Source organism: Gammaproteobacteria bacterium (genome assembly GCA_036383255.1).
Classification (GTDB): Bacteria; Pseudomonadota; Gammaproteobacteria; order Natronospirales; family REEB76; genus DASUBN01.
Genome location: DASVOS010000009.1, coordinates 13789 through 35961 on the forward strand (window position 1 = coordinate 13789; position 22173 = coordinate 35961).

23 protein-coding genes are annotated in these 22173 nt (G+C 67.8%); 15 read left to right on the forward strand and 8 right to left on the reverse strand.

Going from position 1 to position 22173, the window contains the following annotated elements; genetic code table 11:
• On the reverse strand, window positions 1–300 hold the full coding sequence (locus tag VF651_04670; GenBank protein HEX7964993.1) for a YciI family protein: 300 nt from the start codon (window positions 298–300) through the stop codon (window positions 1–3).
• Entirely contained in the window at window positions 300–836 is a 537-nt protein-coding gene (locus tag VF651_04675) for a septation protein A (GenBank protein ID HEX7964994.1), read from the reverse strand. Before VF651_04675 ends, VF651_04670 begins: the two co-directional genes overlap by 1 nt.
• Before the next feature lie 73 nt (window positions 837–909).
• Here VF651_04675 and VF651_04680 point away from each other — a divergent pair, with 73 nt between their 5' ends.
• Genes VF651_04680 through rluB form a run of 6 tightly spaced genes read left to right on the forward strand, consistent with a single transcriptional unit; the run spans window position 910 to window position 5821 of the window.
• Window positions 910–1533 (forward strand): L-threonylcarbamoyladenylate synthase, encoded by a 624-nt coding sequence (locus VF651_04680; protein ID HEX7964995.1) that lies wholly within the window; start codon window positions 910–912, stop codon window positions 1531–1533.
• A gap of 21 nt (window positions 1534–1554) precedes the next feature.
• Window positions 1555–2214 (forward strand): site-2 protease family protein, encoded by a 660-nt coding sequence (locus tag VF651_04685; protein ID HEX7964996.1) that lies wholly within the window; start codon window positions 1555–1557, stop codon window positions 2212–2214.
• On the forward strand, window positions 2211–3428 hold the full coding sequence (locus tag VF651_04690; GenBank protein HEX7964997.1) for a tryptophan--tRNA ligase: 1218 nt from the start codon (window positions 2211–2213) through the stop codon (window positions 3426–3428). The genes VF651_04685 and VF651_04690 overlap by 4 nt, the downstream gene beginning before the upstream one ends.
• Window positions 3429–3433: 5 nt before the next feature.
• A complete protein-coding gene (locus VF651_04695; GenBank protein ID HEX7964998.1) occupies window positions 3434–4327 on the forward strand; it encodes a ScpA family protein in 894 nt (297 codons plus the stop codon).
• The gene (gene scpB / locus VF651_04700) at window positions 4317–4991 is read left to right on the forward strand and encodes an SMC-Scp complex subunit ScpB (protein HEX7964999.1); all 675 of its coding nucleotides are present in this window, start codon (window positions 4317–4319) and stop codon (window positions 4989–4991) included. The genes VF651_04695 and scpB overlap by 11 nt, the downstream gene beginning before the upstream one ends.
• Complete coding sequence (rluB, locus tag VF651_04705; protein HEX7965000.1) at window positions 4991–5821, forward strand: 23S rRNA pseudouridine(2605) synthase RluB; 831 nt, start codon at window positions 4991–4993, stop codon at window positions 5819–5821. The genes scpB and rluB overlap by 1 nt, the downstream gene beginning before the upstream one ends.
• 1 nt (window position 5822) lies before the next feature.
• Here rluB and VF651_04710 read toward each other — a convergent pair whose 3' ends face one another.
• The 6 genes from VF651_04710 to VF651_04735 are packed head-to-tail and all read right to left on the reverse strand — an operon-like array spanning window position 5823 to window position 11333.
• Window positions 5823–6575 (reverse strand): YciK family oxidoreductase, encoded by a 753-nt coding sequence (locus VF651_04710; protein HEX7965001.1) that lies wholly within the window; start codon window positions 6573–6575, stop codon window positions 5823–5825.
• 7 nt (window positions 6576–6582) lie between these two features.
• Window positions 6583–7413, reverse strand: a complete 831-nt coding sequence (locus tag VF651_04715) for a squalene/phytoene synthase family protein (GenBank protein ID HEX7965002.1) — start codon at window positions 7411–7413, stop codon at window positions 6583–6585.
• Window positions 7410–8606: a DNA recombination protein RmuC gene (locus VF651_04720; GenBank protein ID HEX7965003.1), complete on the reverse strand. Its 1197-nt coding sequence runs from the start codon at window positions 8604–8606 to the stop codon at window positions 7410–7412. The genes VF651_04715 and VF651_04720 overlap by 4 nt, the downstream gene beginning before the upstream one ends.
• Window positions 8603–9295: a phosphoglycolate phosphatase gene (gene gph / locus VF651_04725; protein HEX7965004.1), complete on the reverse strand. Its 693-nt coding sequence runs from the start codon at window positions 9293–9295 to the stop codon at window positions 8603–8605. The genes VF651_04720 and gph overlap by 4 nt, the downstream gene beginning before the upstream one ends.
• Window positions 9286–9993 carry a bifunctional 2-polyprenyl-6-hydroxyphenol methylase/3-demethylubiquinol 3-O-methyltransferase UbiG gene (gene ubiG / locus VF651_04730; protein HEX7965005.1) on the reverse strand — a complete coding sequence of 236 codons (708 nt, stop codon included), beginning with the start codon at window positions 9991–9993 and terminating at the stop codon, window positions 9286–9288. Before ubiG ends, gph begins: the two co-directional genes overlap by 10 nt.
• Window positions 9994–9995: 2 nt before the next feature.
• The gene (locus VF651_04735; GenBank protein ID HEX7965006.1) at window positions 9996–11333 is read right to left on the reverse strand and encodes a TRZ/ATZ family hydrolase; all 1338 of its coding nucleotides are present in this window, start codon (window positions 11331–11333) and stop codon (window positions 9996–9998) included.
• 316 nt (window positions 11334–11649) lie between these two features.
• Here VF651_04735 and gyrA point away from each other — a divergent pair, with 316 nt between their 5' ends.
• From gyrA to lapB, 9 genes are all read left to right on the forward strand, one after another.
• Complete coding sequence (gene gyrA / locus VF651_04740) at window positions 11650–14196, forward strand: DNA gyrase subunit A (protein ID HEX7965007.1); 2547 nt, start codon at window positions 11650–11652, stop codon at window positions 14194–14196.
• Complete coding sequence (gene serC, locus VF651_04745; protein HEX7965008.1) at window positions 14177–15298, forward strand: 3-phosphoserine/phosphohydroxythreonine transaminase; 1122 nt, start codon at window positions 14177–14179, stop codon at window positions 15296–15298. Before gyrA ends, serC begins: the two co-directional genes overlap by 20 nt.
• The gene (hisC, locus tag VF651_04750; protein ID HEX7965009.1) at window positions 15291–16424 is read left to right on the forward strand and encodes a histidinol-phosphate transaminase; all 1134 of its coding nucleotides are present in this window, start codon (window positions 15291–15293) and stop codon (window positions 16422–16424) included. Before serC ends, hisC begins: the two co-directional genes overlap by 8 nt.
• Before the next feature lie 2 nt (window positions 16425–16426).
• A complete protein-coding gene (aroA, locus tag VF651_04755) occupies window positions 16427–17743 on the forward strand; it encodes a 3-phosphoshikimate 1-carboxyvinyltransferase (GenBank protein ID HEX7965010.1) in 1317 nt (438 codons plus the stop codon).
• Window positions 17740–18423, forward strand: coding sequence for a (d)CMP kinase (cmk, locus tag VF651_04760; GenBank protein ID HEX7965011.1), 684 nt, complete (start codon window positions 17740–17742; stop codon window positions 18421–18423). Before aroA ends, cmk begins: the two co-directional genes overlap by 4 nt.
• A 124-nt stretch (window positions 18424–18547) precedes the next feature.
• On the forward strand, window positions 18548–20227 hold the full coding sequence (gene rpsA, locus VF651_04765) for a 30S ribosomal protein S1 (GenBank protein HEX7965012.1): 1680 nt from the start codon (window positions 18548–18550) through the stop codon (window positions 20225–20227).
• A 103-nt stretch (window positions 20228–20330) separates the two neighbouring features.
• On the forward strand, window positions 20331–20633 hold the full coding sequence (locus tag VF651_04770; protein ID HEX7965013.1) for an integration host factor subunit beta: 303 nt from the start codon (window positions 20331–20333) through the stop codon (window positions 20631–20633).
• Window positions 20634–20661: 28 nt separating this feature from the next.
• A complete protein-coding gene (locus tag VF651_04775) occupies window positions 20662–20955 on the forward strand; it encodes a LapA family protein (protein ID HEX7965014.1) in 294 nt (97 codons plus the stop codon).
• Window positions 20945–22159 carry a lipopolysaccharide assembly protein LapB gene (gene lapB, locus VF651_04780; GenBank protein ID HEX7965015.1) on the forward strand — a complete coding sequence of 405 codons (1215 nt, stop codon included), beginning with the start codon at window positions 20945–20947 and terminating at the stop codon, window positions 22157–22159. The genes VF651_04775 and lapB overlap by 11 nt, the downstream gene beginning before the upstream one ends.
• Window positions 22160–22173 lie beyond the last annotated feature (14 nt).

Sequence of the window (22173 nt, forward strand, 5' to 3'; positions counted from 1 at the left end):
TCAGGGCAAGGTCTTGCGGAACGGCTTGACGGTGACGCGGGCGAACACGCCCGCCTCGACATAAGGGTCCGAGTCGGCCCAGGACTGGGCTTCGGCGCGGCCGGGGAACTCCGCCACCACCAGGGTGCCGGTGAAGCCGGCTGCGCCCGGGTCCTCGGCGTCGATGGCCGGGTGCGGACCGGCCAGCAGCAGCCGGCCCTCGCGCTTGAGCTGCTCGAGCCTCGCCAAGTGGGCGGGGCGTGCGCCGAGGCGCTTGGGGAGGGAATCCTGCACGTCTTCACAGATGATCGCGTACCACATCACTTGTCCTCTTTCGGCATATGGCGCGCCAGGTACAGGCTCTGCAGCACCGCGAACGCGATGAGCAGGCCGGTGACGCCCCAGACCTTGAAACGCACCCAGGCATCGGTGCTGAACGCATAGATCACATAGACGTTGAGGGTGCCCAGGAACAGGAAGAACAGGCCCCACATGAGGTTGAGCCGGGTCCACACCGGATCCGGCAGCTGCACCTTCTCTTCCAGGGCGCGGCGGATGAGCGGCTTACCGCCCACGAACCGGCTGCCGAGGAACACGAGGCCGAGCAGCCATTCCACCACCGAGAACTTCCACTTGATGTAGACCGGGTCGTGCAACAGCAGCGTGACGCCGCCGAACACCAGCGCCGCGACCGCCACCATGAGCGGCAGCGTCTCGACCTTGCGGGTGCGCCACCAGGAGGTCGCCAGCACCAGCACGCTGCCCACCATGATGACGGCGGTGGCGGTGTAGATGCCTTTCCAGAGGTAGCTCAGGAAGAACGCGGCGAGCAGGAGGAATTCGAGCAGCGAGGACATGTCTTGGGTGCCAGGGAGGCGGGGCGCGGCTATCATAGCGTATCTGCGCCCGGAGGGCGCGAGCGCCCGGTCAATGAGCCAGTATTTCAGCCTCCATCCGGTCAACCCGCAGCTTCGCCTCATCCGCCGCGCCGTCGAGATCCTGCGCGCCGGCGGCGTGGTGGTGTACCCCACGGACTCCTGCTACGCGCTGGGCTGCCACCTGGGGGACAAGGACGCCATGGAGCGCATCCGCCGCATCCGCCAGGCGGACAAGGATCACAACTTCACGCTGGTGTGCCGCGACCTCTCCGAGATCGCCACCTATGCCAAGGTGGACAACCCGACATTCCGGCTGCTCAAGGCCTGCACGCCCGGACCCTACACCTTCATCCTGGAAGCGACCCGCGAGGTGCCGCGCCGGCTGCAGCATCCCAAGCGCAAGACCATCGGCATCCGCGTGCCGGACCATCCGGTGCCGCGCGCCCTGCTGGAGGAGCTGGGCGAGCCGGTGATGAGCTCCACGCTCATCATGCCGGGCGAGGACATGCCGCTGACGGACCCGGAGGAGATGCGCGCGCGGCTCGAGCACCAGGTGGACCTCATCCTGGACGCCGGTCCCTGCGGTTCCGATGCGACCACGGTGGTGGACCTGTCGGGGGAGGCGCCGCGGGTGTTGCGGGCCGGAAGAGGGGACCCGGCGCCCTTCGGCGGCTGAACGGGCCTGTATAATGCGCGCATGCCGGAATTCAGCCTGGTCCAGAAGATCCTACTCATGGGTATCCCCATCCTGTTCGCCATCACCGTGCACGAGGTGGCGCACGGCTGGGTGGCCAACAAGCTCGGGGACCCCACGGCGCGCATGCTGGGCCGTCTGACGCTCAACCCCATCAAGCACATCGACCCGGTCGGCACCCTCCTGATACCCGCGCTGCTGCTGCTGGTCGGCACGCCGTTCCTGTTCGGCTGGGCCAAGCCCGTGCCGGTCACCGCCCAGAACTTCAAGAAGCCCCGCACCGGCATGGCCTGGGTGGCCGCCGCGGGGCCCGCCTCTAACCTGCTGATGGCGCTGATCTGGGTCGGCGTGGCCTGGTCCGCCGCCACCTTCGGCGGCGCGGTGCCCTACATCCTGCCGCTCTACTGGATGGGCATCTACGGCGTGATCGCGAACGTGGGTCTGGGCGTGCTGAACCTGTTCCCGCTGCCGCCGCTGGACGGCAGCAAGGTGCTGGCGGGACTCCTGCCGGCGCGCGCCGCCCGCGCCATGTACCGGATCGAATACATGGGACTGCTGCTGGTCGCCATACTGTTGATGACCGGCGTGCTCGGCCGGCTGCTGAGCCCGATCATCCTCTACCTGGTCAACCTGTTGCTGGCCCCCGTGCCGGAGCTCCATTGAACGCAGTCATCCCCGGCAACCACCGAGTGCTCTCCGGCATGCGTCCGACCGGCCGCATGCACCTCGGCCATTACCACGGCGTGCTCAAGAACTGGCTGAAGCTGCAACATGAGTACGAATGCTTCTTCTTCGTGGCCGACTGGCACGCGCTCACCACGGGCTACGAGGACGTGCGCGGCATCGAGGACGCGGTGTGGGACATGCTGGTGGACTGGTTCGCGGTGGGCGTGGACCCGGGCCGCGCCAACCTGTTCATCCAGTCGCGCGTGATCGAGCACGCGGAACTGCACCTCCTGCTCTCCATGATCACGCCGCTCGGCTGGCTGGAGCGGGTGCCGACCTACAAGGACCAGCAGGAGAAGCTCTCCGACAAGGACCTCTCCACCTACGGTTTCCTGGGCTACCCGGTGCTGCAGGCCGCCGACATCCTCATCTACAAGGCCGGCTACGTGCCGGTGGGCGAGGACCAGGTGCCGCACGTGGAACTGACGCGCGAGATCGCGCGGCGCTTCAACTTCGTGTTCGGCCGCGAGCCGGACTTCGAGGCCAAGGCCGAGGCGGCGGTGAAGAAGCTCGGCAAGAAGAACGGCAAGCTCTACTCCGACCTGCGCAAGCGCTACCAGGAGCAGGGCGATACCGAGGCGCTGCAGGCCGCGGCCGCCATCGTCACCGGCAACCAGAACCTGACTCTCGGCGACCGCGACCGACTGATCGGCCACCTGGAGGGCGGCGGCCGCCCGATCCTCACCGAGCCGCAGCCGCTCCTCACCGAGGCCGCGCGCATGCCGGGCCTGGACGGGCAGAAGATGTCCAAGTCCTACGGCAACACCATCGGCCTGCGCGAGGATCCCAAGCAGGTGGAGCAGAAGCTCAAGACCATGCCCACCGATCCCGCGCGGGTGCGGCGCAGCGACCCCGGCAACCCCGAGAAGTGCCCGGTGTGGGAGTTCCACAAGGTATATTCCGACCAGTCGACCCGCGACTGGGCCTGGAAAGGCTGCACCACCGCCGGCATCGGCTGCCTGGACTGCAAGAAGCCGGTGATCGAAGCCGTATTGAAGGAGCTCGCGCCGATCCGCGAGCGCGCCCAGGAGATCGAGGCCAACCCCGAGGCGGTGCGCGCCGCGGTGGCCCAGGGCTGCGAGGCGGCGCGTGCGGTGGCACGGGACACGATGGACGAAGTACGCCAGGCCGTGGGCCTGGCCCAGCGGTAAACGAGATGCAGAACGAAGAGAACAAGCTTATCGGCGCCGAGCCTGCCCCCGAGCAGGCGGAGATGCCCTTCGCCATCGTGCAGGGCACGCCCTACACCACGCTGCCGCGGGACCTCTACATCCCGCCGCAGGCGCTGGAGGTGTTCCTGGAGGCCTTCGAGGGCCCGCTGGACCTCCTGCTGTACCTCATCCGCCGCCAGAACCTGGACATCCTCGACATCCCCATCGCCGAGATCACCCGGCAGTACATGGAATACATCGAGGTGATGAAGGAGATGCACCTGGAGCTCGCCGGCGAGTACCTGGTGATGGCCGCGATGCTGGCCGAGATCAAGTCGCGCATGCTGCTGCCGCGCCCCCCCATCGAGGAGGGCGAGGAAGTGGATCCGCGCGCCGAGCTGGTGCGCCGCCTGCAGGAGTACGAGCGTTACAAGCAGGCGGGCGAGGACATCGACGCCATGCCGCGCGTGAACCGCGACGTGTATCCGGCCCAGGCCGAGGTGCATGAGAACCGCGCCGTGCAGCTGGTGCCGGACGTGACCATGAAGGAGCTCCTGGTCGCGTTCAAGGAGGTGCTGCACCGCGCCGACATGTTCTCGCACCACCACGTGGGACGCGAGCAGCTCTCGGTGCGCCAGCGCATGTCCGACGTGCTGGCCGGCCTGCAGGGCGTGGACTTCCGCGAGTTCACCAGCCTGTTCACGCCGCAGGAAGGGCGCCTGGGCGTGGTGGTCACGTTCCTGGCGCTGCTGGAACTCATCAAGCAGCACCTCATCGAGCTGGTGCAGGCCGAGGCCTTCGCGCAGATCCACGTGAAGGCGTCTGCGGGGGTGCACGAGGTGGATTTGGAGAAGATCGAGATCGACGTGGACGGGGAGGAGTCGGCCCATGAAGCCTGAGCAGAAGAAAGACCTGAGGAACATCGTCGAAGGCGCGCTGCTGGCCGCCGGGCGTCCGCTCACGCTGGACGAGCTCATGGCGGTATTCCCGGACGACAGCCGCCCCGACCGCGGCGAAGTGCGCAAGGCGCTGGAGGCGCTGCAGCAGGAGTTCGAGGGCCGCGGCATCGAGCTGAAGGAGGTCGCCTCCGGATTCCGCATCCAGGTGCGCAAGGAGCTGGCCTCCTACATGGGTCGGCTGTGGGAGGAGCGCCCGGCTCGCTACTCGCGCGCGCTCTTGGAGACCCTCGCGCTGGTGGCCTACCGCCAACCCATCACCCGCGGCGAGATCGAGGAGGTGCGCGGCGTGACCGTCAGCACCCACATCATCCGCACCCTGCAGGACCGCAACTGGGTCCGCGTGGTGGGCCACCGCGACGTGCCCGGCCACCCGGAGATGTTCGGCACCACCAAGGAGTTCCTGGACTACTTCAGCCTGAAGAGCCTGGACGAACTGCCGACGCTCGCGCAGCTGCGCGACATCGAGAGCATCAACGCCGAGCTCGACTTCGGCACCGAGACGCCGGCGCTCGCGGCGGTGCCGGTGGCCGCGCCGCGGCTGGCGGAGGACGAGGCCTCGAACATGGACGATGACGGCGGCGAAGCCGGCGTCACCACCCACTGATGGACAAGGACGCAGCAGCCGGTGAGCGCCTGCAGAAGGCGCTGGCTGCCGCCGGCCTGGGTTCACGCCGCGAGATCGAGGGCTGGATCGCCGCCGGCCGGGTGACGATCAATGGCAAGCCCGCCAAGCTCGGCGACCGCATCCAGCCCACCGACCGCGTCGGCGTGGACGGCAAGCTGGTGAAGGCGCTGGAGCACGTCGGCGACATGCGCCGCCGCGTGATTCTCTACCACAAGCCAGAAGGCGAACTGACCACCCGCAAGGACCCGGAAGGACGCCCCACGGTGTTCGAGGCGTTGCCGCGCCTGCGGGGCAGCCGCTGGGTCTCGGTGGGACGCCTGGACACCAACACCTCGGGCCTGCTGCTCTTCACCAACGACGGCGCACTCGCCAACAAGCTCATGCACCCCTCCGCCGAGGTGGAGCGGGAGTACGCGGTACGGGTACTGGGCAAGGTCAGCGACGAGCAACTCCTGGCCCTGAAGCGCGGCGTGAGCCTGGAAGACGGCATGGCCAAGTTCGACGACATCCGCGAGGCGGGCGGCGAGGGCGCGAACCACTGGTACCACGTGATCCTGAAGGAAGGCCGCAACCGTGAGGTGCGCCGGCTCTGGGACGCGGTGGGCCTGACCGTGAGCCGCCTGATCCGTGTCCGTTACGGCGCACTCAGCCTGCCGCGCAACCTGCCGCGGGGCGCGTGGCGGGACGCTACGGAAGAAGAAACCCATGCCTTGCTGGCGACGGCGAAGATGCCGGTAGAGAAGAAGGCGGCGCCCAAGGCGCCGCGCAAGAGACTCACCCTATCAAAGCCGAGACGCTCACCCCGCTGAATCACTGGGCGTCGAACTGCTGCCCCGTCACGCCCTTGCTGTCCGGCCCCAACAGATACAGATAAGTCCCCACGATGCTCTCGGGCGTCGCGAGCTTCTCCCGGTCTTCCGCCGGGAAGGCCAGGCGGCGCATCTCGGTCTTCACCGGTCCCGGGTTGAGGCTGTTGACCCGCAGGGTCTTCCGGAACTCCGTCTCGTCCGCCAGCATGGCCGAGAGGCTCTCGATGCCAGCCTTGGACACGGCGTAGGCGCCCCAATAGGCGCGCGGCTTGCGAGCCACGCCGGAGGAAGTGAACACCACCGAGGCGTCCGGCGACTTGTAGAGGAGTTCGAGGCAAGCCTTGCTCAGCATGAACGGCGCCGTGAGGTTCACCTGCAGCACCTGCTGCCAGATGTGAACCTCGTGGTGCTCGATGGGGGAGCGCTCGCCTAGGATGCCGGCGTTATGCAAGAGGCCATCGAGCCGGCCGTACTCCTTGTCCAGCACGCCGACCATGTCCTCGTAGTCCTTGTAGCGGGCGCCCATGAGGTCCATGGGGTAGATGCCGGGCTTGGGCGCGCCCGCCGCCACCAAGGCATCGTAGGTCGCTTCCAGCTTCTTCACGGTCTTGCCGAGCAGCACCACCGTGGCGCCGTGGGCGCCCAGCGCCACGGACACAGCGCGGCCGATGCCGTCGCCGGCGCCGGTCACCAAGATCACGCGGTCCTTCAGTAGATCCTTCGCGGGAGAGTAATCGCGCTTGTTCTCGGCCATGAGTGCTCTATCTCGATTTGCGCGCGGTGTTCCAGGCAGTGAACAGCGCAGACAGGGGGTGCAATTCTACGGGCTCCGCCGCGCGGCTGGAACCCGCATGCTCCTGCTTGCGCTCGCGCTTCAGGGCCAGTGTGCTGCGGATACGCCAGGGGATGAGCGCATGACGCTCGCCCACGGGCGTGCTGCGGATCGCGTCCGCGTGCATGGCCCGGGCGCGGTCGCCGTAATCTTTCACCAAGGCGAGCACCGCGGGATCGCCCTGGGTCTCCCCGTGGATGTGCTTGTCGATGCCGTGCAGGCGCAGGTCCTCGGCGGCGAAGAGCAAACGGCCCTGCAGCGCCTGCGCCACGCCGCGGCTGGCGATGTCCGCGAGGCAGGCGGCGTTGCCCAGGAGCCGCGCCGAGAGCAGGGCTGCCTCTGAACCAGCGCCGGCCAATAGGGCTGACAGTTCCGATAGGGCTCCGGAATGGCGGTAGCTGTAGCGCTTCACGTCCTCGAAGGCCGGCAAGCCGGCACCTGCGATGTCCATGCGCGCACCGGTGACGAGGTCCAGGAACGCCTGCTGGCAGCCCTTGAGGGCAGCCATGTAGGGCATGAGCGCCTGGGTGAGGGGGTGGCGCGCCTTGCCGGCGTAGAGCAGGGCGATCTCTTCTTCCCACCAGCGCAGCTTCACGTCCGCCACGCCCGGGTCCCGCACTTCCCGCGGCACCTCACGCAATTCCAGATAGACCGCATGCAGTGCCGTCTGGGCGGCGCGCTGCCCAGGGGAGATGAAAGTGAGGGAAAGGCGGAAGTCTAGAGGAGCGGTCGCGAGCTTCGCTTCAGCCTGGGTGCTCATGCGTCCGGCTTCTTGCCGTCGGTGATGCGTGCCGCGGTCTCTACCGGCTCCAGCTCCGGCATCTCCTTCTTGGACTGCACGCCGAGTTCGGTGAAGCGGCGCGCCGCCGGCAGCACCTGCCGCTCCAGGGAGCCCACCGCGTTGTTGAAGTGCTGCACGCTGTTCTCCAGGGCGCCGCCGATCTTGGCCATGTGCTCCGCGAAGGTGGCGATGCGCTGGTGCAGGGTCTCGGCGTGTTCGCGGATGCGCTCGGCGTTCTCGGCGAGGGCCACCTGGCGCCAGCCGTAGGCCACGGCCTTCAGCAGCGCCACGAAGCTCGTGGGCGTCGCCAGCATCACCTTCTGCCGCAAGGCTTCTTCGATCAGGCCGGGTTCCCGGTCCAGCGCTGCCGAGAGGAACTGGTCGCCGGGGATGAACAGGATCACGAAGTCCGGGCTGGTCTTGAACTGGTCCCAGTAGCGCTTGCCCGCCAGCTCCTTGATGCGTTCCCGCACCTTGCGGGCGTGGCCGGCGAGGTGGGTGTCCCGCGCCTGGACGTCGGCGGCCTCGATGGCGGAGATGTAGCTGTCGAGGGAGGTCTTGGCGTCCACCACCAGCTCGCGGTTGTCCGGCAGGCGGATCACCATGTCCGGGCGCAGCGCGCCATCCTCGGTGCCGGTATGCAACTGCTCGACGAAGTCGCAGCGCTCCACCATGCCGGCGAGTTCCGCGAGGCGCTTCAGCGTCATCTCACCCCAGCGGCCCCGCACCTCGGGACGGCGCAGAGCGTTCACGAGGTTGCGGGTCTCCTGGCCGAGCTGCGACTGGCCTTCGGACATGAGCTTGAGCTGGGTGGAGATGCTGCCGAAGGATTCCTTGCGCTCCTTCTCGATCTCGCGGATCTGCTCCTCGGTCTTCTTCAAGGTCTCGTTGATAGGCTTGATGAGCTCGGCGAAGGCTTGCTGCTTCTTGTCCAGTTCGCCCCGGGCCTCGGCCTGGTAGCGGCTGAGGTTCTGGTTCGCGAGTTCCAGGAAGGCCTGGTTGTTGCCCTTGAGGGCATCGCTCGCCAGCGCCTTGAAGGTGGTCTCAAGATCCGTGCCGGCCTCGGCCTTGGCCTTGTAGGCGGCGTAGCGGGTGGCGGCGATGGCATAGCCCACCGCGAGCCCGGCACCCAGCACCACGACGCCGATTAGGACCAGCAGAGCCGGGCTCATGCGCCCGCTCCCGCCGCGGCACGGGGCGCGGGCTGGGTGGCGAGCCAATCCAGGAGCTCGCTCGGGTGCTTGATGCTGTGGTCGGGCTTCCACACGTCGGGCCGTTCCTCCTCGCCGAGGTAGCCGTAGAGCGCCACCACCGCCAGCATGCCGGCGGCATGGGCGGACTGCACGTCCCGCTCCGCGTCACCCACGTACACGCCTTGGGCGGCGGGCAGGCCGCAGAGGCCGGCGGCGTGGAGCAGGGGATCGGGGTGCGGTTTGCGCCGGGCGAGGGTGTCGCCGCTCACCACGCAGGCGGCGCGCTGGCGCACCCCGCAGGCTTCCAGCAGCGGTTCCGTGAGCCAGCCCGGCTTGTTGGTGACGATGCCCCACGTACGGCCCTGGCACTCAAGCGCGTCCAGCACCTCAGGCATGCCGTGGAACAGGTGCGTCTCGCGGGTGAGCCTGGCCTCGTAGAGGGCGAGATAGCGGGTGCGCATCTCGGAGAAGCGGGCGTCCTGGGGCTGGATACCGAAGCCGAGCTTGAGCAGGCCCATGGCGCCATGGGAGACCCAGGGGCGGATGCGGTCCGCCGTGAGGGGCGGCAGGTTGTGCTCGGCCCGCAGCTCGTTGAGCGCCGCGCCCATGTCCGGCGCGGTATCCATGAGAGTGCCGTCCAGGTCGAAGAGCACGAGGTTCAGGTCCATGCCGCCTTGCTGAAATGCATGAAGTAGTTCACGTCCAGGCCCGGGGCCATGCGATATCCCCGGGTGAGGGGATTGTAGTGCAGCCCGGTGCTGTGCCGGAGCGTGAGCCCCGCTTCCCGCGCCCAAGCATCCAGCTCCGAGGGCCGGATGAACTTGGCGTACTCGTGGGTGCCGGGCGGGATGAGCCTAAGCAGGTACTCGCCGCCCAGGATCGCCAGGGCGAAGGCCTTGGGCGTGCGGTTGAGGGTGGAGAACACCACTTGGCCGCCGGGCTTGAGCATCGTGGCGCAGGCACGGATCACCGAGCCCGGGTCCGGCACGTGCTCCAGCATCTCGAGACAGGTGACCACGTCGAAGGCGCCGGGCCGTTCCGCTGCCAGCGCTTCGGCGCTGATGTGCAGGTACTCCACCTGCCGGCCGCTCTCCTTGAGGTGGAGCTTCGCCACCTTGAGCGCGCCCTCAGAGAGGTCGATGCCCGTGACCTTCGCGCCGCGGCCGGCCATGCCCTCGGCCATCAGGCCGCCGCCGCAGCCGATGTCCAGCACGGTGCGGCCGGCGAGGGGAGCGCACCGGTCGACATAGTCCAGGCGCAGCGGATTGATGGCGTGCAGCGGCTTGAACTCGCCGCCCGGGTCCCACCAGCGCGCGGCGATGGCATCGAACTTGGCGATCTCATCTGCGTCGAGATTGGCATGCATGGTCATGCGCTCCGGGCCGCGGCCGGGCCCGCGCCGATACGCCCGCACCAGTCGTCGGCGCGATTGAGGATCGCCGGCAGGTCCATGCGCGTGAGGCGCCGTTCCTGCAGCAGGCGCTTGCCCGCCACCCACACGTCACTGACCTGCTCGCGACCCACGGCGTAGACCAGCGTCGAGACCACGTCGTGCACCGGCTGGGTCTCGGCCCCGCCGAGATCCAGTGCCGCCATGTCTGCCCATTTGCCGGGCGTCAGGGAACCCAGGTCCTTGTCGAGTCCCAGGGCGCGGGCACCGTTGAGCGTCGCCATGCGCAGGGCCGTAGCGGCGGGTACCGCGGTGGGGTCACCGGCGACGCCCTTGGCCAGGAGCGCCGCAGTCTTCATCTCCGCGAACATGTCCAGGGTGTTGTTGCTGGCGGCGCCGTCGGTGCCGAGCGCCACGTTCACGCCGGCCCCGAGCAGCTTCGCCACCGGGCAGAAGCCGGAGGCGAGCTTGAGGTTGGAAGAGGGGCAGTGCACCACGCTGATGCCGTTCTTCGCGCCCTCGGTGATCTCCGCGTCGTCAAGCTGGGTCATGTGCGCCGCCAGCAGCGAGGGCGTGAACAAGCCGAGACCCGCCAAGCGCGCGATGGGCCGCATGCCGTGCCTGGCTTCGCTGTCCGCCACCTCGCCCGCGGTCTCGTGCAGGTGGGTGTGCACCGGCAGGTCCAGTTCATCCGCCAGGGTGCGGATCTTCACCAGCCAGGGATCCGAGACGGTGTAGGGCGCGTGGGGTGCCAGGGTGAAGCTGAGCAGGGGGTCGTTCTTGTGCTGGTCCCGCAGGGCGAGGCCCTTGGCGATGTATTCCTCGGGGCCGCTGCCCCAGGAACTGGGGAAATCGAACACCACGAGCCCCAGCGCCGCGCGCATGCCGGCCTGGCGTACCGCCTGGGCCGCCGTCTCCGGGAAGAAGTACATGTCGCCGAAGCAGGTGGTGCCGCCGCGCAGCATCTCGGCCACGGCGAGCTCGACGCCATCGCGCACGAAGTCGGCGTTGGCCCAGCGGTTCTCCACCGGCCAGATGTGGTCCTTGAGCCACTGCATCAGCGGCAGGTCGTCCGCGAGGCCGCGCAGGAGCGTCATGGCGGCATGGGTGTGGGCGTTCACGAGGCCGGGGATGAGCGCGTGGCGCTCGAGCATCACTTCCTCGGCGGCCTCGAAGCGCGCGCGCGCCTCGGCGGAGGGGAGCAGCGCGACGATGCGGCCGTGTTCGACGGCCACCGCGTGGTTTTCCAGCACGCGGCCTGCCGGCTCCACCGGTACGACCCAGCGGGCATGGACCAGCGTCTCGACCGTCTGCATCACAAGGGATCCATCGTGCGACCTTGAGCCGCTAGTCTATAGAAATGCCGCTGCGGTCGCTGTGTGCGTGCACGAGCCGCGCACAACACGCTCGAAAATGACCGCTTCGGATGCAGGGCGATGCACGCCTTGGCGGCGGTCCGAGGGGCGCGGAAAGCGGCCATGAAACCGGGCAAAAATCCGCCGGTTTCCGGGGCAAATACCCGCACGGAAGTATTTGAAACCGCTCGATAAATCGGCCTTTTGTGGTAACATATTCGTTCTGATTTTCCCGCCCCCGGCGGCTCAAAAAAACCCTTAGAAATCCAGCTCTTGCATGGCCGATTTTGCCCGCGAGCTCGCGCTCGTCAACCTCGAAGAGGAGATGAAGCAGTCCTACCTGGATTACGCCATGAGCGTGATCGTGGGTCGGGCGCTGCCGGACGTGCGCGACGGCCTGAAGCCGGTGCACCGCCGCGTCCTCTACGCCATGCAGGAGCTCGGCAACGACTACAACAAGCCCTACAAGAAGTCCGCCCGCGTCGTCGGCGACGTCATCGGTAAGTACCACCCCCACGGCGACGTGGCGGTGTACGACACCATCGTGCGCATGGCGCAGCCGTTCTCGATGCGCTACGTGCTCATCGACGGCCAGGGCAACTTCGGCTCCGTGGACGGTGACGCCCCGGCGGCCATGCGTTACACCGAAGTGCGCATGGCCAAGATCGCGCACGAGATGCTGGCCGACATCGACAAGGAGACGGTGGACTTCGTCCCGAACTACGACGAGTCCGAGACCGAGCCCTCGGTGCTGCCGGCCAAGCTGCCGAACCTGCTGGTCAACGGCTCCTCGGGCATCGCGGTGGGCATGGCCACCAACATCCCGCCGCACAACATCCGCGAGACGATCGGCGCCTGCATCGCGCTGATCGACGACCCCAGCCTAAGCATCCACGACCTCATGAAGCACATGCCGGGGCCGGACTTCCCGACCGGCGGCATCATCAACGGCGCGCGCGGCATCCACGAGGCCTACTTCACCGGCCGCGGCCGCATCTTCGTGCGCGCCAAGTGCCATGTGGAGGGCAAGGAAGGCGCCAAGCAGTCCATCATCGTGACGGAACTGCCGTACATGGTGAACAAGGCGCGCCTGCTGGAGCGCATCGCCGAGCTGGTGAAGGACAAGAAGCTCGACGGCATCACCGAGCTGCGCGACGAGTCCGACAAGGACGGCATGCGCATGGTGATCGAGCTGCGCCGCGGCGAGAACACCGAGGTGATGATCAACAACCTCTACCAGCACACCGCCATGCAGACGGTGTTCGGCATCAACACCGTGGCGCTGGTGGACGGCCAGCCCAAGCTACTCAACCTGAAGGACCTGCTGGAGGCGTTCCTGCGCCACCGCCGCGAGGTGGTGACCCGCCGCACCGTGTTCGACCTGCGCAAGGCGCGCGAACGCGCCCACGTGCTGGAAGGACTGGCGGTCGCGCTCGCGAACATCGACGAGATGATCGAGCTCATCAAGCGCTCGCCCAATCCCGCCGAGGCCAAGACCGGCCTCATGGGCCGCGACTGGGCGCCCGGCATGGTGACCGACATGCTGAAGCGCGCCGGCGCTGAGGCCTCGCGTCCGGACGGCCTGGACGCGGCCTTCGGCCTGGTCAAGGGGAAGTACAAGCTCTCCGACGCCCAGGCCCAGGCGATCCTGGACCTGCGCCTGCACCGCCTCACGGGCCTGGAGCAGGAGAAGATCGTCGGCGAGTACAAGGAGCTGCTCACGCTCATCGGCGAGCTGCGCGCGATCCTGGCCGACCCGGACAAGCTGCTCAAGGTGATCCGCGGCGAGCTCATGGCGCTGCGCGAGGAATACGGCGACGAGCGCCGCACCGTGATCATCTCCGACCAGGAGGACCTCACCATCGAGGACCTCATCACCGAGGAGGAGGTGGTGGTGACGCTGTCCCACGCCGGCTACGCCAAGTCACAGCCGGTCTCCACCTATCGCGCGCAGCGGCGCGGCGGCCGCGGCAAGGCCGCCACCGCGGTGAAGGACGAGGACTTCGTGGACAACCTGTTCGTGGCCAACACCCACGACACGGTGCTGTGCTTCTCCAGCATCGGCAAGGTCTACTGGCTCAAGGTCTACCAGTTCCCGCAGGCCGGACGCGGCGCGCGCGGCAAGCCGATCGTGAACCTCTTGCCGCTGGCCGAGGGCGAGCGCATCACCGCGGCCATGCCTGTGAAGGACTATTCCGCCGACAAGTTCGTGTTCATGGCGACGCGCGACGGCACGGTCAAGAAGACCTCGCTCGACAACTTCTCGCGCCCGCGCTCCAGCGGCATCATCGCCGTGGAGCTGAACGAGGGTGACGGCCTGGTCGGCGTGGCCATCACCGACGGCCAGCGCGACGCGATGCTGTTCGCCTCCAACGGCAAGTCCATCCGCTTCAAGGAAGCCGACGTGCGGCCCATGGGCCGCAACGCCGCCGGCGTGCGCGGCATCCAGCTCGCCAAGGACGAGCACGTCATCGGCCTCATCATCGTGGGCGAGGGCGATGTGCTCACCGCCACCGAGCACGGCTACGGCAAGCGCACTCCGGCCGCGGACTACCCGGTGCAGGGCCGCGGCGGCCAGGGCGTGATCTCCATCCAGACCACCGAGCGCAACGGCAAGGTGGTGGGCGCCATCCAGGTGGCGCCGGATTCCGAAGTGATGCTCATCAGCAACGCCGGCACCCTGGTGCGCACCCCGGCGCAGGACATCTCGGTGATCGGCCGCAACACCCAGGGCGTGCGGCTGATCCGGCTCGCGGAGGGCGAGCTCTTGGTGGGCGTGGACCGCATTGAGGGGGACGAGGGCGATGAGAACGGCGCAGGCTGACAAGCCCGGCACGCTGGTGGAAGGGCGCGGCTACAACTTCGGCGCCGGCCCGGCGATGCTGCCGACCGAGGTCATGCTGGAGCTGCGCGAGGAGCTCCTCGACTACCGCGGCACCCGCCAGTCGGTGATGGAGATGGGCCACCGCACGCCCATGTTCGAGCCGATCGCCGCCGACTGCGAAGCCACGCTGCGCTCGCTTATGGACATCTCCGAGGACTACGTGGTGCTGTTCCTGCAGGGTGGCGCCGCCACCCAGTTCGGCATGGTGCCCTTGAACCTCGCGCCGGCGCCGGAAGGCAAGGCGGACTACGTGGTCACCGGCCACTGGTCGAACCGGGCCTGGCAGGAAGGGCAGAAGCTCGCCCAGGCGAGCCTCGCCGCCGACGCCAAGGACTCCGACTACAAGGACATCCCGCCGGTGTCCTCCTGGAAGGTGCGCCAGGACGCCGCCTACCTGCACTACACCGTGAACGAGACCATCGGCGGCGTGGAGTTCCTCTCCATCCCCGAGGTCGGCGTGCCGCTCGCGGCGGACATGACCTCCATGATCCTGTCGCGGCCGGTGGACGTGGACAAGTACGCGCTGATCTACGCCGCCGCCCAGAAGAACCTCGGCATCGCCGGCCTCACGGTGGTGATCGCGCGTCGCGACAGGCTGAAACCCATCGCGCCCGGCATCCCGACCATGATGGATTACCGTGCCCACGCCGAGCAGCACTCCATGCTCAACACGCCATCGGTGTACCCGTGGTACGTGTGCGGCAAGATGCTGCACTGGATCAGGAAGGAGGGTGGCGCCGCCGCCATGGCCGAGCGCAACAAGCGCAAGGCGGAACTGCTGTACGCGCGGGTGGACCGCACCGGCTTCTACTTCAACAAGATTGCCAAGCCCGTGCGCTCCATCATGAACGTGCCGTTCAACTGCGCCGACAAGGCGCTGGAGCCCAAGTTCCTGGAGGGTGCGGAGGCCGCGGGCCTGCTCAACCTCAAGGGCCACCGCTTCGCCGGGGGCATGCGCGCCAGCATGTACAACGCCATGCCGGAAGAGGGCGTGCGGGCCCTGATCGCGTTCATGGACGACTTCGAACGCCGTCATGGCTGAGTTCGACCCGCTCCAGTTCTGCATGCCGGGCGTGCGGGCGCTGCACCCCTACGAGCCCGGCAAGCCCATCTCGGAGCTCGAGCGCGAGCTCGGCATCACCGGCATCATCAAGCTCGCCTCCAACGAGAATCCGCTCGGCACCTCGCCCAAGGCGCTGGTGGCGATGCGCGCCGCGCTGGACGATACCGCGCTCTACCCCGACGGCAACGCCTTTGCGCTCAAGCGCGCGCTGGCGGAGCACCACGGCACCGGCACCGCGAACATCCTGGTGGCGACGGGCTCCGACCATATCCTGGAGATGGTGGCGCGGGCATTCCTGGGCGCCGGCCGCTCGGCGGTGATCTCCCGCTACGGTTTTGCGGTGTACTCCATCGTTTCCCAGGCGGCAGGCGCGGAGCTCATCGTCGCCGATGCGCTGCCGGCGGACCATCCGAAGCAGCCTTACGGCCACGACGCGGCGAAGATGGCGGCGGCCATCCGCCCCGACACCCGCGTGGTGTTCATCGCCAACCCCAACAACCCCACGGGCACGTGGCTGGACAAGCGCGAGCTCGCCGCGCTCCTGGAGAAGGTGCCGAAGGACTGCCTGGTGCTGTTGGACGAGGCTTACTTCGAGTTCGCCTCGGACTTCACGCAGGACTACCCGGACGGCAGCACGCTGCTGGCGCGCTTCCCGAACCTCATCGTGATGCGCACCTTCTCCAAGATCTACGGCCTCGCAGGCGCGCGCGTCGGCTACGCGCTCGCGCATCCGAAGCTGGTGGAGCTCTTGAACCGCGTGCGCCTCTCGTTCAACCCCAACAGCATCGGCCAGGCGGGTGCCGTCGCGGCGCTGGGCGACCAGGACCACATCCGCGAGACCCTCGAGCTCAACCGCACGGAATTGCCGAAGCTGGACGCCGGTCTAAAGGCCATGGGCCTCAGGACCATCCCTTCCATCTGCAACTTCGTCACCGTGGACGTGGGTCGCCCCGGCCGCGCCGTGTTCCAGGCGCTGCTCAAGGAGGGCGTGATCGTGCGTCCCCTGGACGGCTACGGCATGCCGGACCATCTGCGCATCAGCATCGGGCTCGCGGAACAGAACACGCGCCTCCTCACGTCCCTGAAGAAGGTCCTCGGCGCCTGAGCATGGCACCGCGGCTGGACTACACGGTCACGCCGGGCGGCTCGCTGCAGGGGAAGCTGCGGCTGCCGGGCGACAAGTCCATCTCCCACCGCGCGCTCATGCTGGGCGCCATCGCCGAGGGCGACACCGAGATCGAGGGCTTCCTCACGGGGGCCGACTGCCTGGCGACGCTCGCAGCCATCCGCGCCATGGGCGTGCAGGTGGACGAGCGCGGCCCTTCGCATCTCGTGGTGCATGGACGCGGGCTGCACGGCCTCAAGCCGTCTCCCAAGCCCATCGACCTCGGCAACTCCGGCACCGCCATGCGCCTCTTCATGGGCCTCTTGGCGGGGCAGGGTTTCGAGGCCACCCTCACGGGCGATGAGTCCCTGAGCAGGCGGCCCATGAAGCGCGTGATCCATCCGCTCATGGCCATGGGCGCCAGCATCGAGTCGCGCAACGGCTTCGCGCCCATCACGCTGCACGCCATCCAGCCGCTGGAACCGGCGCGCCACGTGCTCAAGATCGCCAGCGCCCAGGTGAAGTCGGCGCTCCTGCTCGCGGGCCTCTACGCAGGCGGCTACACCTGGCTCAAGGAATCCGGCCCGAGCCGCGACCACACCGAGCGCATGTTTCACAGCTTCGGCGTGCACGTGTTGCGGGAGAGCGGCTGGCTGGGTGTCCACGGCGGCGAGATCCTGCGCGGCACGCGCATAGAAGTACCGGCTGACCTGTCCTCGGCGGCGTTCTTCATGGTGGGCGCGGCCATGACGCCCGGCAGCAAGCTCGTCTTGGAGGGCGTGGGCGTGAACCCGACCCGCGACGGAGTGATCCGCATCCTGCGCCTCATGGGCGCCCACATCGAGATCCACCACTCGCGCTTGGGCGGTGGTGAACCGGCGGCGGACATCCTGGTGCAGGGCGGCAGGTTGCGCGGCATCGATGTCACTCCTGAGCTCGTGGCGCTCGCCATCGACGACATCCCCGCGGTGCTGGTGGCGGCCGCCTGCGCCGAGGGCATCACCCGCGTGCACGGCGCCGGCGAGCTCCGGGTGAAGGAGAGCGACCGGCTGCAGGCCATGCAGGCGGGCCTCGAGGCTCTGGGTGTGACGGTGAATTCGGGTCCCGATTACATCAATGTGAACGGGACGCCGCGCCTCAAGGGCGCCGAAATCCGGAGCGAAGGCGACCATCGCATCGCCATGGCCTTCGCCGTGGCGGGCCTGCGCACGGAGGGCCCGCTGCGGGTGCAGGACTGCGCGAACGTGGACACCTCCTTCCCGGGTTTCGTGGCCATGGCCCGGGAAGCCGGCTTGCAGATCACGGAGCAGCGTGCATGAGCATCCCGGTCATCGCCATCGACGGCCCCAGCGGTTCCGGCAAGGGCACCATCGCCCGCGCCGTGGCGGCACGCCTGGGGTGGAGCCTCCTGGACAGCGGCGCTCTCTACCGGCTCCTGGCCATCGCGGCGGAGGAGGCGGGGGCGGGCATCGAGGCGCCCGCCAGGCTCGGGCAGCTCGCCCGGTCCCTGCGCATCGAGTTCAGCCAGGACGCCGCCGGCGGCGAACGCATCCTCATGGACGGCAAGGACGTGAGCCTCCAGGTGCGGGCCGAGGCCACCGGCGAAGCGGCCTCGCGCCTCGCGGTGATCCCGGAAGTGCGGGCGGGTCTTCTGGACCTGCAGCGGGGTTTTCGCCGGGCGCCGGGCCTCGTGGCGGACGGCAGGGACATGGGGACGGTGGTCTTCCCCGACGCCGGGCTCAAGATCTTCCTCACGGCGAGCGTGACCGAGAGGGCCCAAAGACGTTATAACCAGTTGATAGAGAAAGGATTAACTGCTAACCTTGACGGCCTTTTTCGTGACATAAGTGCCCGGGACGAGCGGGATAGGACCCGCGCCATCTCCCCCCTGGAGCCCGCCGCCGACGCGGTGCGGCTGGATACCACCGGAGTGGGTATCGGCCAGGTGGTGGCACGTGTCATGGAACTGGCCGGCGAGCGCTTGGGACTCACCGGTTAACGACTGACGAAGGGCAGGACAGGACGTCCACCGCCCATTTTTTAAACAACCCGTCAGCCCGAAGGATCGGGCGCGGTGCAACAACCACAGGTGCCCCTCGCGAGGGGGGTGTAAACAACTCAACATGACCGAATCATTCGCACAACTTTTCGAAGAGAGCATCAGCAAGAAGCAGATGCAGTCAGGGTCGATCCTCAAGGCCCTGGTGGTGGAAATCCGGCCCGATGTCGTCATCGTCAATGCCGGTCTCAAGTCGGAAGGGGTCATCCCCGCCGAACAGTTTTACAACGAACAGGGTGAGCTGGAAGTCGCCGTGGGCGACGAGGTCGAAGTCGCGCTCGATGCATTCGAGGACGGCTTCGGCGAGACGCGCCTGTCGCGCGAGAAGGCCAAGCGCGCCCGTTCGTGGACCCGTCTCGAGGATTCCTTCAACAAGGGCGAGATCGTCAAGGGCTTCATCACCGGCAAGGTGAAGGGCGGCTTCACCGTCGAGATCGACGGCGTGCGCGCGTTCCTGCCCGGCTCGCTGGTGGACGTGCGCCCGGTGCGCGATCCCGTGTACCTGGAAGGCAAGGAGCTCGAGTTCAAGGTCATCAAGCTCGACCAGCGCCGCAACAACGTGGTGGTCTCCCGCCGCGCGGTCGTCGAGCAGGAATACAGCGCCGAGCGCGAAGAGCTGCTCACCAAGCTGCAGGAAGGCGCGGTGGTCAAGGGCGTGGTCAAGAACCTCACCGAGTACGGCGCGTTCGTCGACCTCGGCGGCATCGACGGCCTGCTGCACATCACCGACATGGCCTGGAAGCGCGTCAAGCACCCGTCCGAGGTGGTTGCCGTGGGCCAGGAGATCGACGTCAAGGTGCTCAAGTTCGACCGCGAGCGCAACCGCGTCTCGCTGGGCCTCAAGCAGCTGGGCGAGGACCCGTGGGTCGACATCGCGCGCCGCTACCCGAACGGCACCCGCCTGTTCGGCAAGGTCACGAACCTGGCCGACTACGGCTGCTTCGTGGAGATCGAGCCGGGCGTCGAGGGCCTGGTGCACGTCTCCGAGATGGACTGGACCAACAAGAACATCAACCCGGCCAAGGTCGTCCAGGTGGGCGACGAGACCGAGGTGATGGTGCTGGACATCGACGAGGAGCGCCGTCGCATCTCGCTCGGCATGAAGCAGTGCAAGCCGAACCCCTGGGACGACTTCGCCGCCAGCCACGAGAAGGGCGACCGCATCAAGGGCAAGATCAAGTCCATCACGGACTTCGGCATCTTCGTGGGCCTGGACGGCGGTATCGACGGCCTGGTGCACCTCTCCGACATCTCCTGGGACATGCCGGGCGAAGAGGCGGTGCGCAACTACAAGAAGGGTGACGAAGTGGAAGCGGTCGTGCTGGCGGTGGACGCCGAGCGCGAGCGCATCTCCCTCGGCGTCAAGCAGATGGAGAAGGACCCCTTCTCCAACTTCCTGGCCGACCACCCGAAGGGCAGCATCGTGAAGGGCAAGGTCACGGCTGTCGACGCCAAGGGCGCCAACATCGACCTGGGCAACGGCATCGAGGGCTACCTGCGTGCCTCCGAGCTGTCGCGTGACCGCATCGAGGACGCGCGCACCGTGCTGAAGGAGGGCGACGAGATCGAAGCCCGCTTCACCGGCGTGGACCGCAAGAACCGCACCCTGAGCCTGTCCGTGAAGGCGAAGGAGATGCAGGAAGAAGCCCAGGCCATGGAAGACTATGGCCGCGGCGGCCAGGGCGGCACCACCGCCCTCGGCGACCTGCTCAAGGAGCACATGGGCGGTTCCAAGGAAGACTGATGATGAATCGGCGCCCGCGGATTTGACACCGCGGGCGCCGACTTCATGACGAAGCGTCAAGAAACGGGGTCAGGGGCTAAACTCGTTCGGCACAAGGCAGGGCATGACAAAGTCTGAGCTGATCGAACTGATATCGCGCAAGCAGAGCCACCTCGCCGCCAAGGACATCGAACTGGCGGTGAAGATGATCCTGGAGCGCATGAGCACGGCGCTCTCCACGGGCCGGCGCATCGAGATCCGCGGCTTCGGCAGCTTCTCGCTGCACTTCCGCCCGCCGCGCATGGGGCGCAACCCCAAGACCGGCGACGCGGTAGCGCTGCCGGGCAAGTACGTGCCGCACTTCAAGCCGGGCAAGGACCTGCGTGACCGAGTCAACAGCGACGAAGATGCCACGGCCGAAGCCTGAGCAATTCCGCCGGCGGCGGTGAACCACCATGCTCCGCTGGATCACCCTCATCTCCCTGGTCTCACTGTTCATCGTGGCGCTGTTCCTGGCCTACGCCAACGGCGTCATGGTGCAGCTCGACTACCTCGTCGGCAGCGACGAGGTGCACCTGTCATCCGCGCTCCTGGGCGCCGCGGTGCTGGGCTGGCTGCTCGGCCTCGCCAGCGCCTTCGGCGTGGTGTTCCGCCTGAAGCGGGACATGCGCCGTCAGCGCCGCAGCCTGGAAGAGGCCGAATCCGAGATCCGCAACCTGCGCAGCGTGCCGCCCCGCGATGAACGCTAACGCCGGCGCCATCGCCTTCACGCTGATCGTGGCCGCCGGCTTCGGCGGCTGGTTCCTGGCGCGCTGGACCCGCGCCGGGCAGCGCCACCTGCCGGCCAAGTTCGCCAGCGCCGAGTACTTCAAGGGCCTGAACTTCCTGCTCAACGAGGAGCCGGACAAGGCCATCGAGGTGTTCATCCGCATGGCCGAGGTGGACTCGGACACGGTGGAGACGCATTTCGCGCTGGGCAGCCTGTTCCGCCGCCGCGGCGAAGCGGACCGCGCCATCCGCATCCACCAGAACCTGATCGCGCGGCCGAACCTCAGCCGCCAGCACCGCGCCGACGCGCTCTACGAGCTGGCGCAGGATTACCTGCGCGCGGGCCTGATGGACCGGGCCGAGACCATCCTGCTCGAGCTCCTGGACGCGCCGTCCTACACCGAGCAGGTATTGCACAGCCTGGTGACGCTGTACGAGATGCAGCGCGACTGGGAGCAGGCCATCGCCATGCGCAAGCGCCTGGAGTCCCTCACCACCGATCCCGAGAACAAGATCATCGGCCAGTACTACTGCGAGCTGGCGCAGTCGGCGCTGCTGGCACAGGACGTGACGCTCGCCCACAAGTACCTGAAGAAGGCCCAATCCCAGGACAAGGACTGCGTGCGCGCGCACCTGATGCTGGCGCAGATGGCGGAGAACGCCTCCGATTGGGGCGAGAGCCGCCGCCAGTACCAGTCGGTGCTGGAGCACGAGATCCGCTATGCCACCGAGGTGCTGCCGGCGCTGTCGCGCATGGTGCGCCGCCAGGACGGCGACGTCGCTTTCGCGGAGCTGCTGCAGAAGCTCAAGGGCTCTTCCCCGAAGGCAGTGCGCTACATCGGCCTCGCCGCCATCATGGACGACAGCCTGGACGACCCGCTTTCCCGCGAATGCGTGACCGAGTACCTGCGCACCGAGCCGACGCTGCAGGGTTTGTACCAGATGCACGCGGCGCTGGCCGCGCGCCACGGCGGCCAGGCCGCTGCCGACGTGGAGCCGCTGCGGGTGGCGGTGCGCAACCTCATGAAGAACGGACCGCGCTACCGCTGCGAGGAGTGCGGCTTCCGCAGCCGCACCCTGTACTGGCAGTGCCCCACCTGCAAGACCTGGGACAGCACCGTGCCGTTCCACGAGGTGCTGCTCTCCGGCCCCGGCCAGAGCGTGCATCCCAAGCCGATGATCTGAAGAACCTTAAAGGT

Coding starts and splice junctions, on each gene's coding strand:
- VF651_04670 (HEX7964993.1), bottom strand. CDS start 300: ATGTGGTACGCGATCATCTGTGAAGACGTGCAGGATTCCCTCCCCAAG.
- VF651_04675 (HEX7964994.1), bottom strand. CDS start 836: ATGTCCTCGCTGCTCGAATTCCTCCTGCTCGCCGCGTTCTTCCTGAGC.
- VF651_04680 (HEX7964995.1), top strand. CDS start 910: ATGAGCCAGTATTTCAGCCTCCATCCGGTCAACCCGCAGCTTCGCCTC.
- VF651_04685 (HEX7964996.1), top strand. CDS start 1,555: ATGCCGGAATTCAGCCTGGTCCAGAAGATCCTACTCATGGGTATCCCC.
- VF651_04695 (HEX7964998.1), top strand. CDS start 3,434: ATGCAGAACGAAGAGAACAAGCTTATCGGCGCCGAGCCTGCCCCCGAG.
- scpB (HEX7964999.1), top strand. CDS start 4,317: ATGAAGCCTGAGCAGAAGAAAGACCTGAGGAACATCGTCGAAGGCGCG.
- rluB (HEX7965000.1), top strand. CDS start 4,991: ATGGACAAGGACGCAGCAGCCGGTGAGCGCCTGCAGAAGGCGCTGGCT.
- VF651_04710 (HEX7965001.1), bottom strand. CDS start 6,575: ATGGCCGAGAACAAGCGCGATTACTCTCCCGCGAAGGATCTACTGAAG.
- VF651_04715 (HEX7965002.1), bottom strand. CDS start 7,413: ATGAGCACCCAGGCTGAAGCGAAGCTCGCGACCGCTCCTCTAGACTTC.
- VF651_04720 (HEX7965003.1), bottom strand. CDS start 8,606: ATGAGCCCGGCTCTGCTGGTCCTAATCGGCGTCGTGGTGCTGGGTGCC.
- gph (HEX7965004.1), bottom strand. CDS start 9,295: ATGGACCTGAACCTCGTGCTCTTCGACCTGGACGGCACTCTCATGGAT.
- ubiG (HEX7965005.1), bottom strand. CDS start 9,993: ATGCATGCCAATCTCGACGCAGATGAGATCGCCAAGTTCGATGCCATC.
- VF651_04735 (HEX7965006.1), bottom strand. CDS start 11,333: ATGCAGACGGTCGAGACGCTGGTCCATGCCCGCTGGGTCGTACCGGTG.
- gyrA (HEX7965007.1), top strand. CDS start 11,650: ATGGCCGATTTTGCCCGCGAGCTCGCGCTCGTCAACCTCGAAGAGGAG.
- serC (HEX7965008.1), top strand. CDS start 14,177: ATGAGAACGGCGCAGGCTGACAAGCCCGGCACGCTGGTGGAAGGGCGC.
- hisC (HEX7965009.1), top strand. CDS start 15,291: ATGGCTGAGTTCGACCCGCTCCAGTTCTGCATGCCGGGCGTGCGGGCG.
- aroA (HEX7965010.1), top strand. CDS start 16,427: ATGGCACCGCGGCTGGACTACACGGTCACGCCGGGCGGCTCGCTGCAG.
- cmk (HEX7965011.1), top strand. CDS start 17,740: ATGAGCATCCCGGTCATCGCCATCGACGGCCCCAGCGGTTCCGGCAAG.
- rpsA (HEX7965012.1), top strand. CDS start 18,548: ATGACCGAATCATTCGCACAACTTTTCGAAGAGAGCATCAGCAAGAAG.
- VF651_04770 (HEX7965013.1), top strand. CDS start 20,331: ATGACAAAGTCTGAGCTGATCGAACTGATATCGCGCAAGCAGAGCCAC.
- VF651_04775 (HEX7965014.1), top strand. CDS start 20,662: ATGCTCCGCTGGATCACCCTCATCTCCCTGGTCTCACTGTTCATCGTG.
- lapB (HEX7965015.1), top strand. CDS start 20,945: ATGAACGCTAACGCCGGCGCCATCGCCTTCACGCTGATCGTGGCCGCC.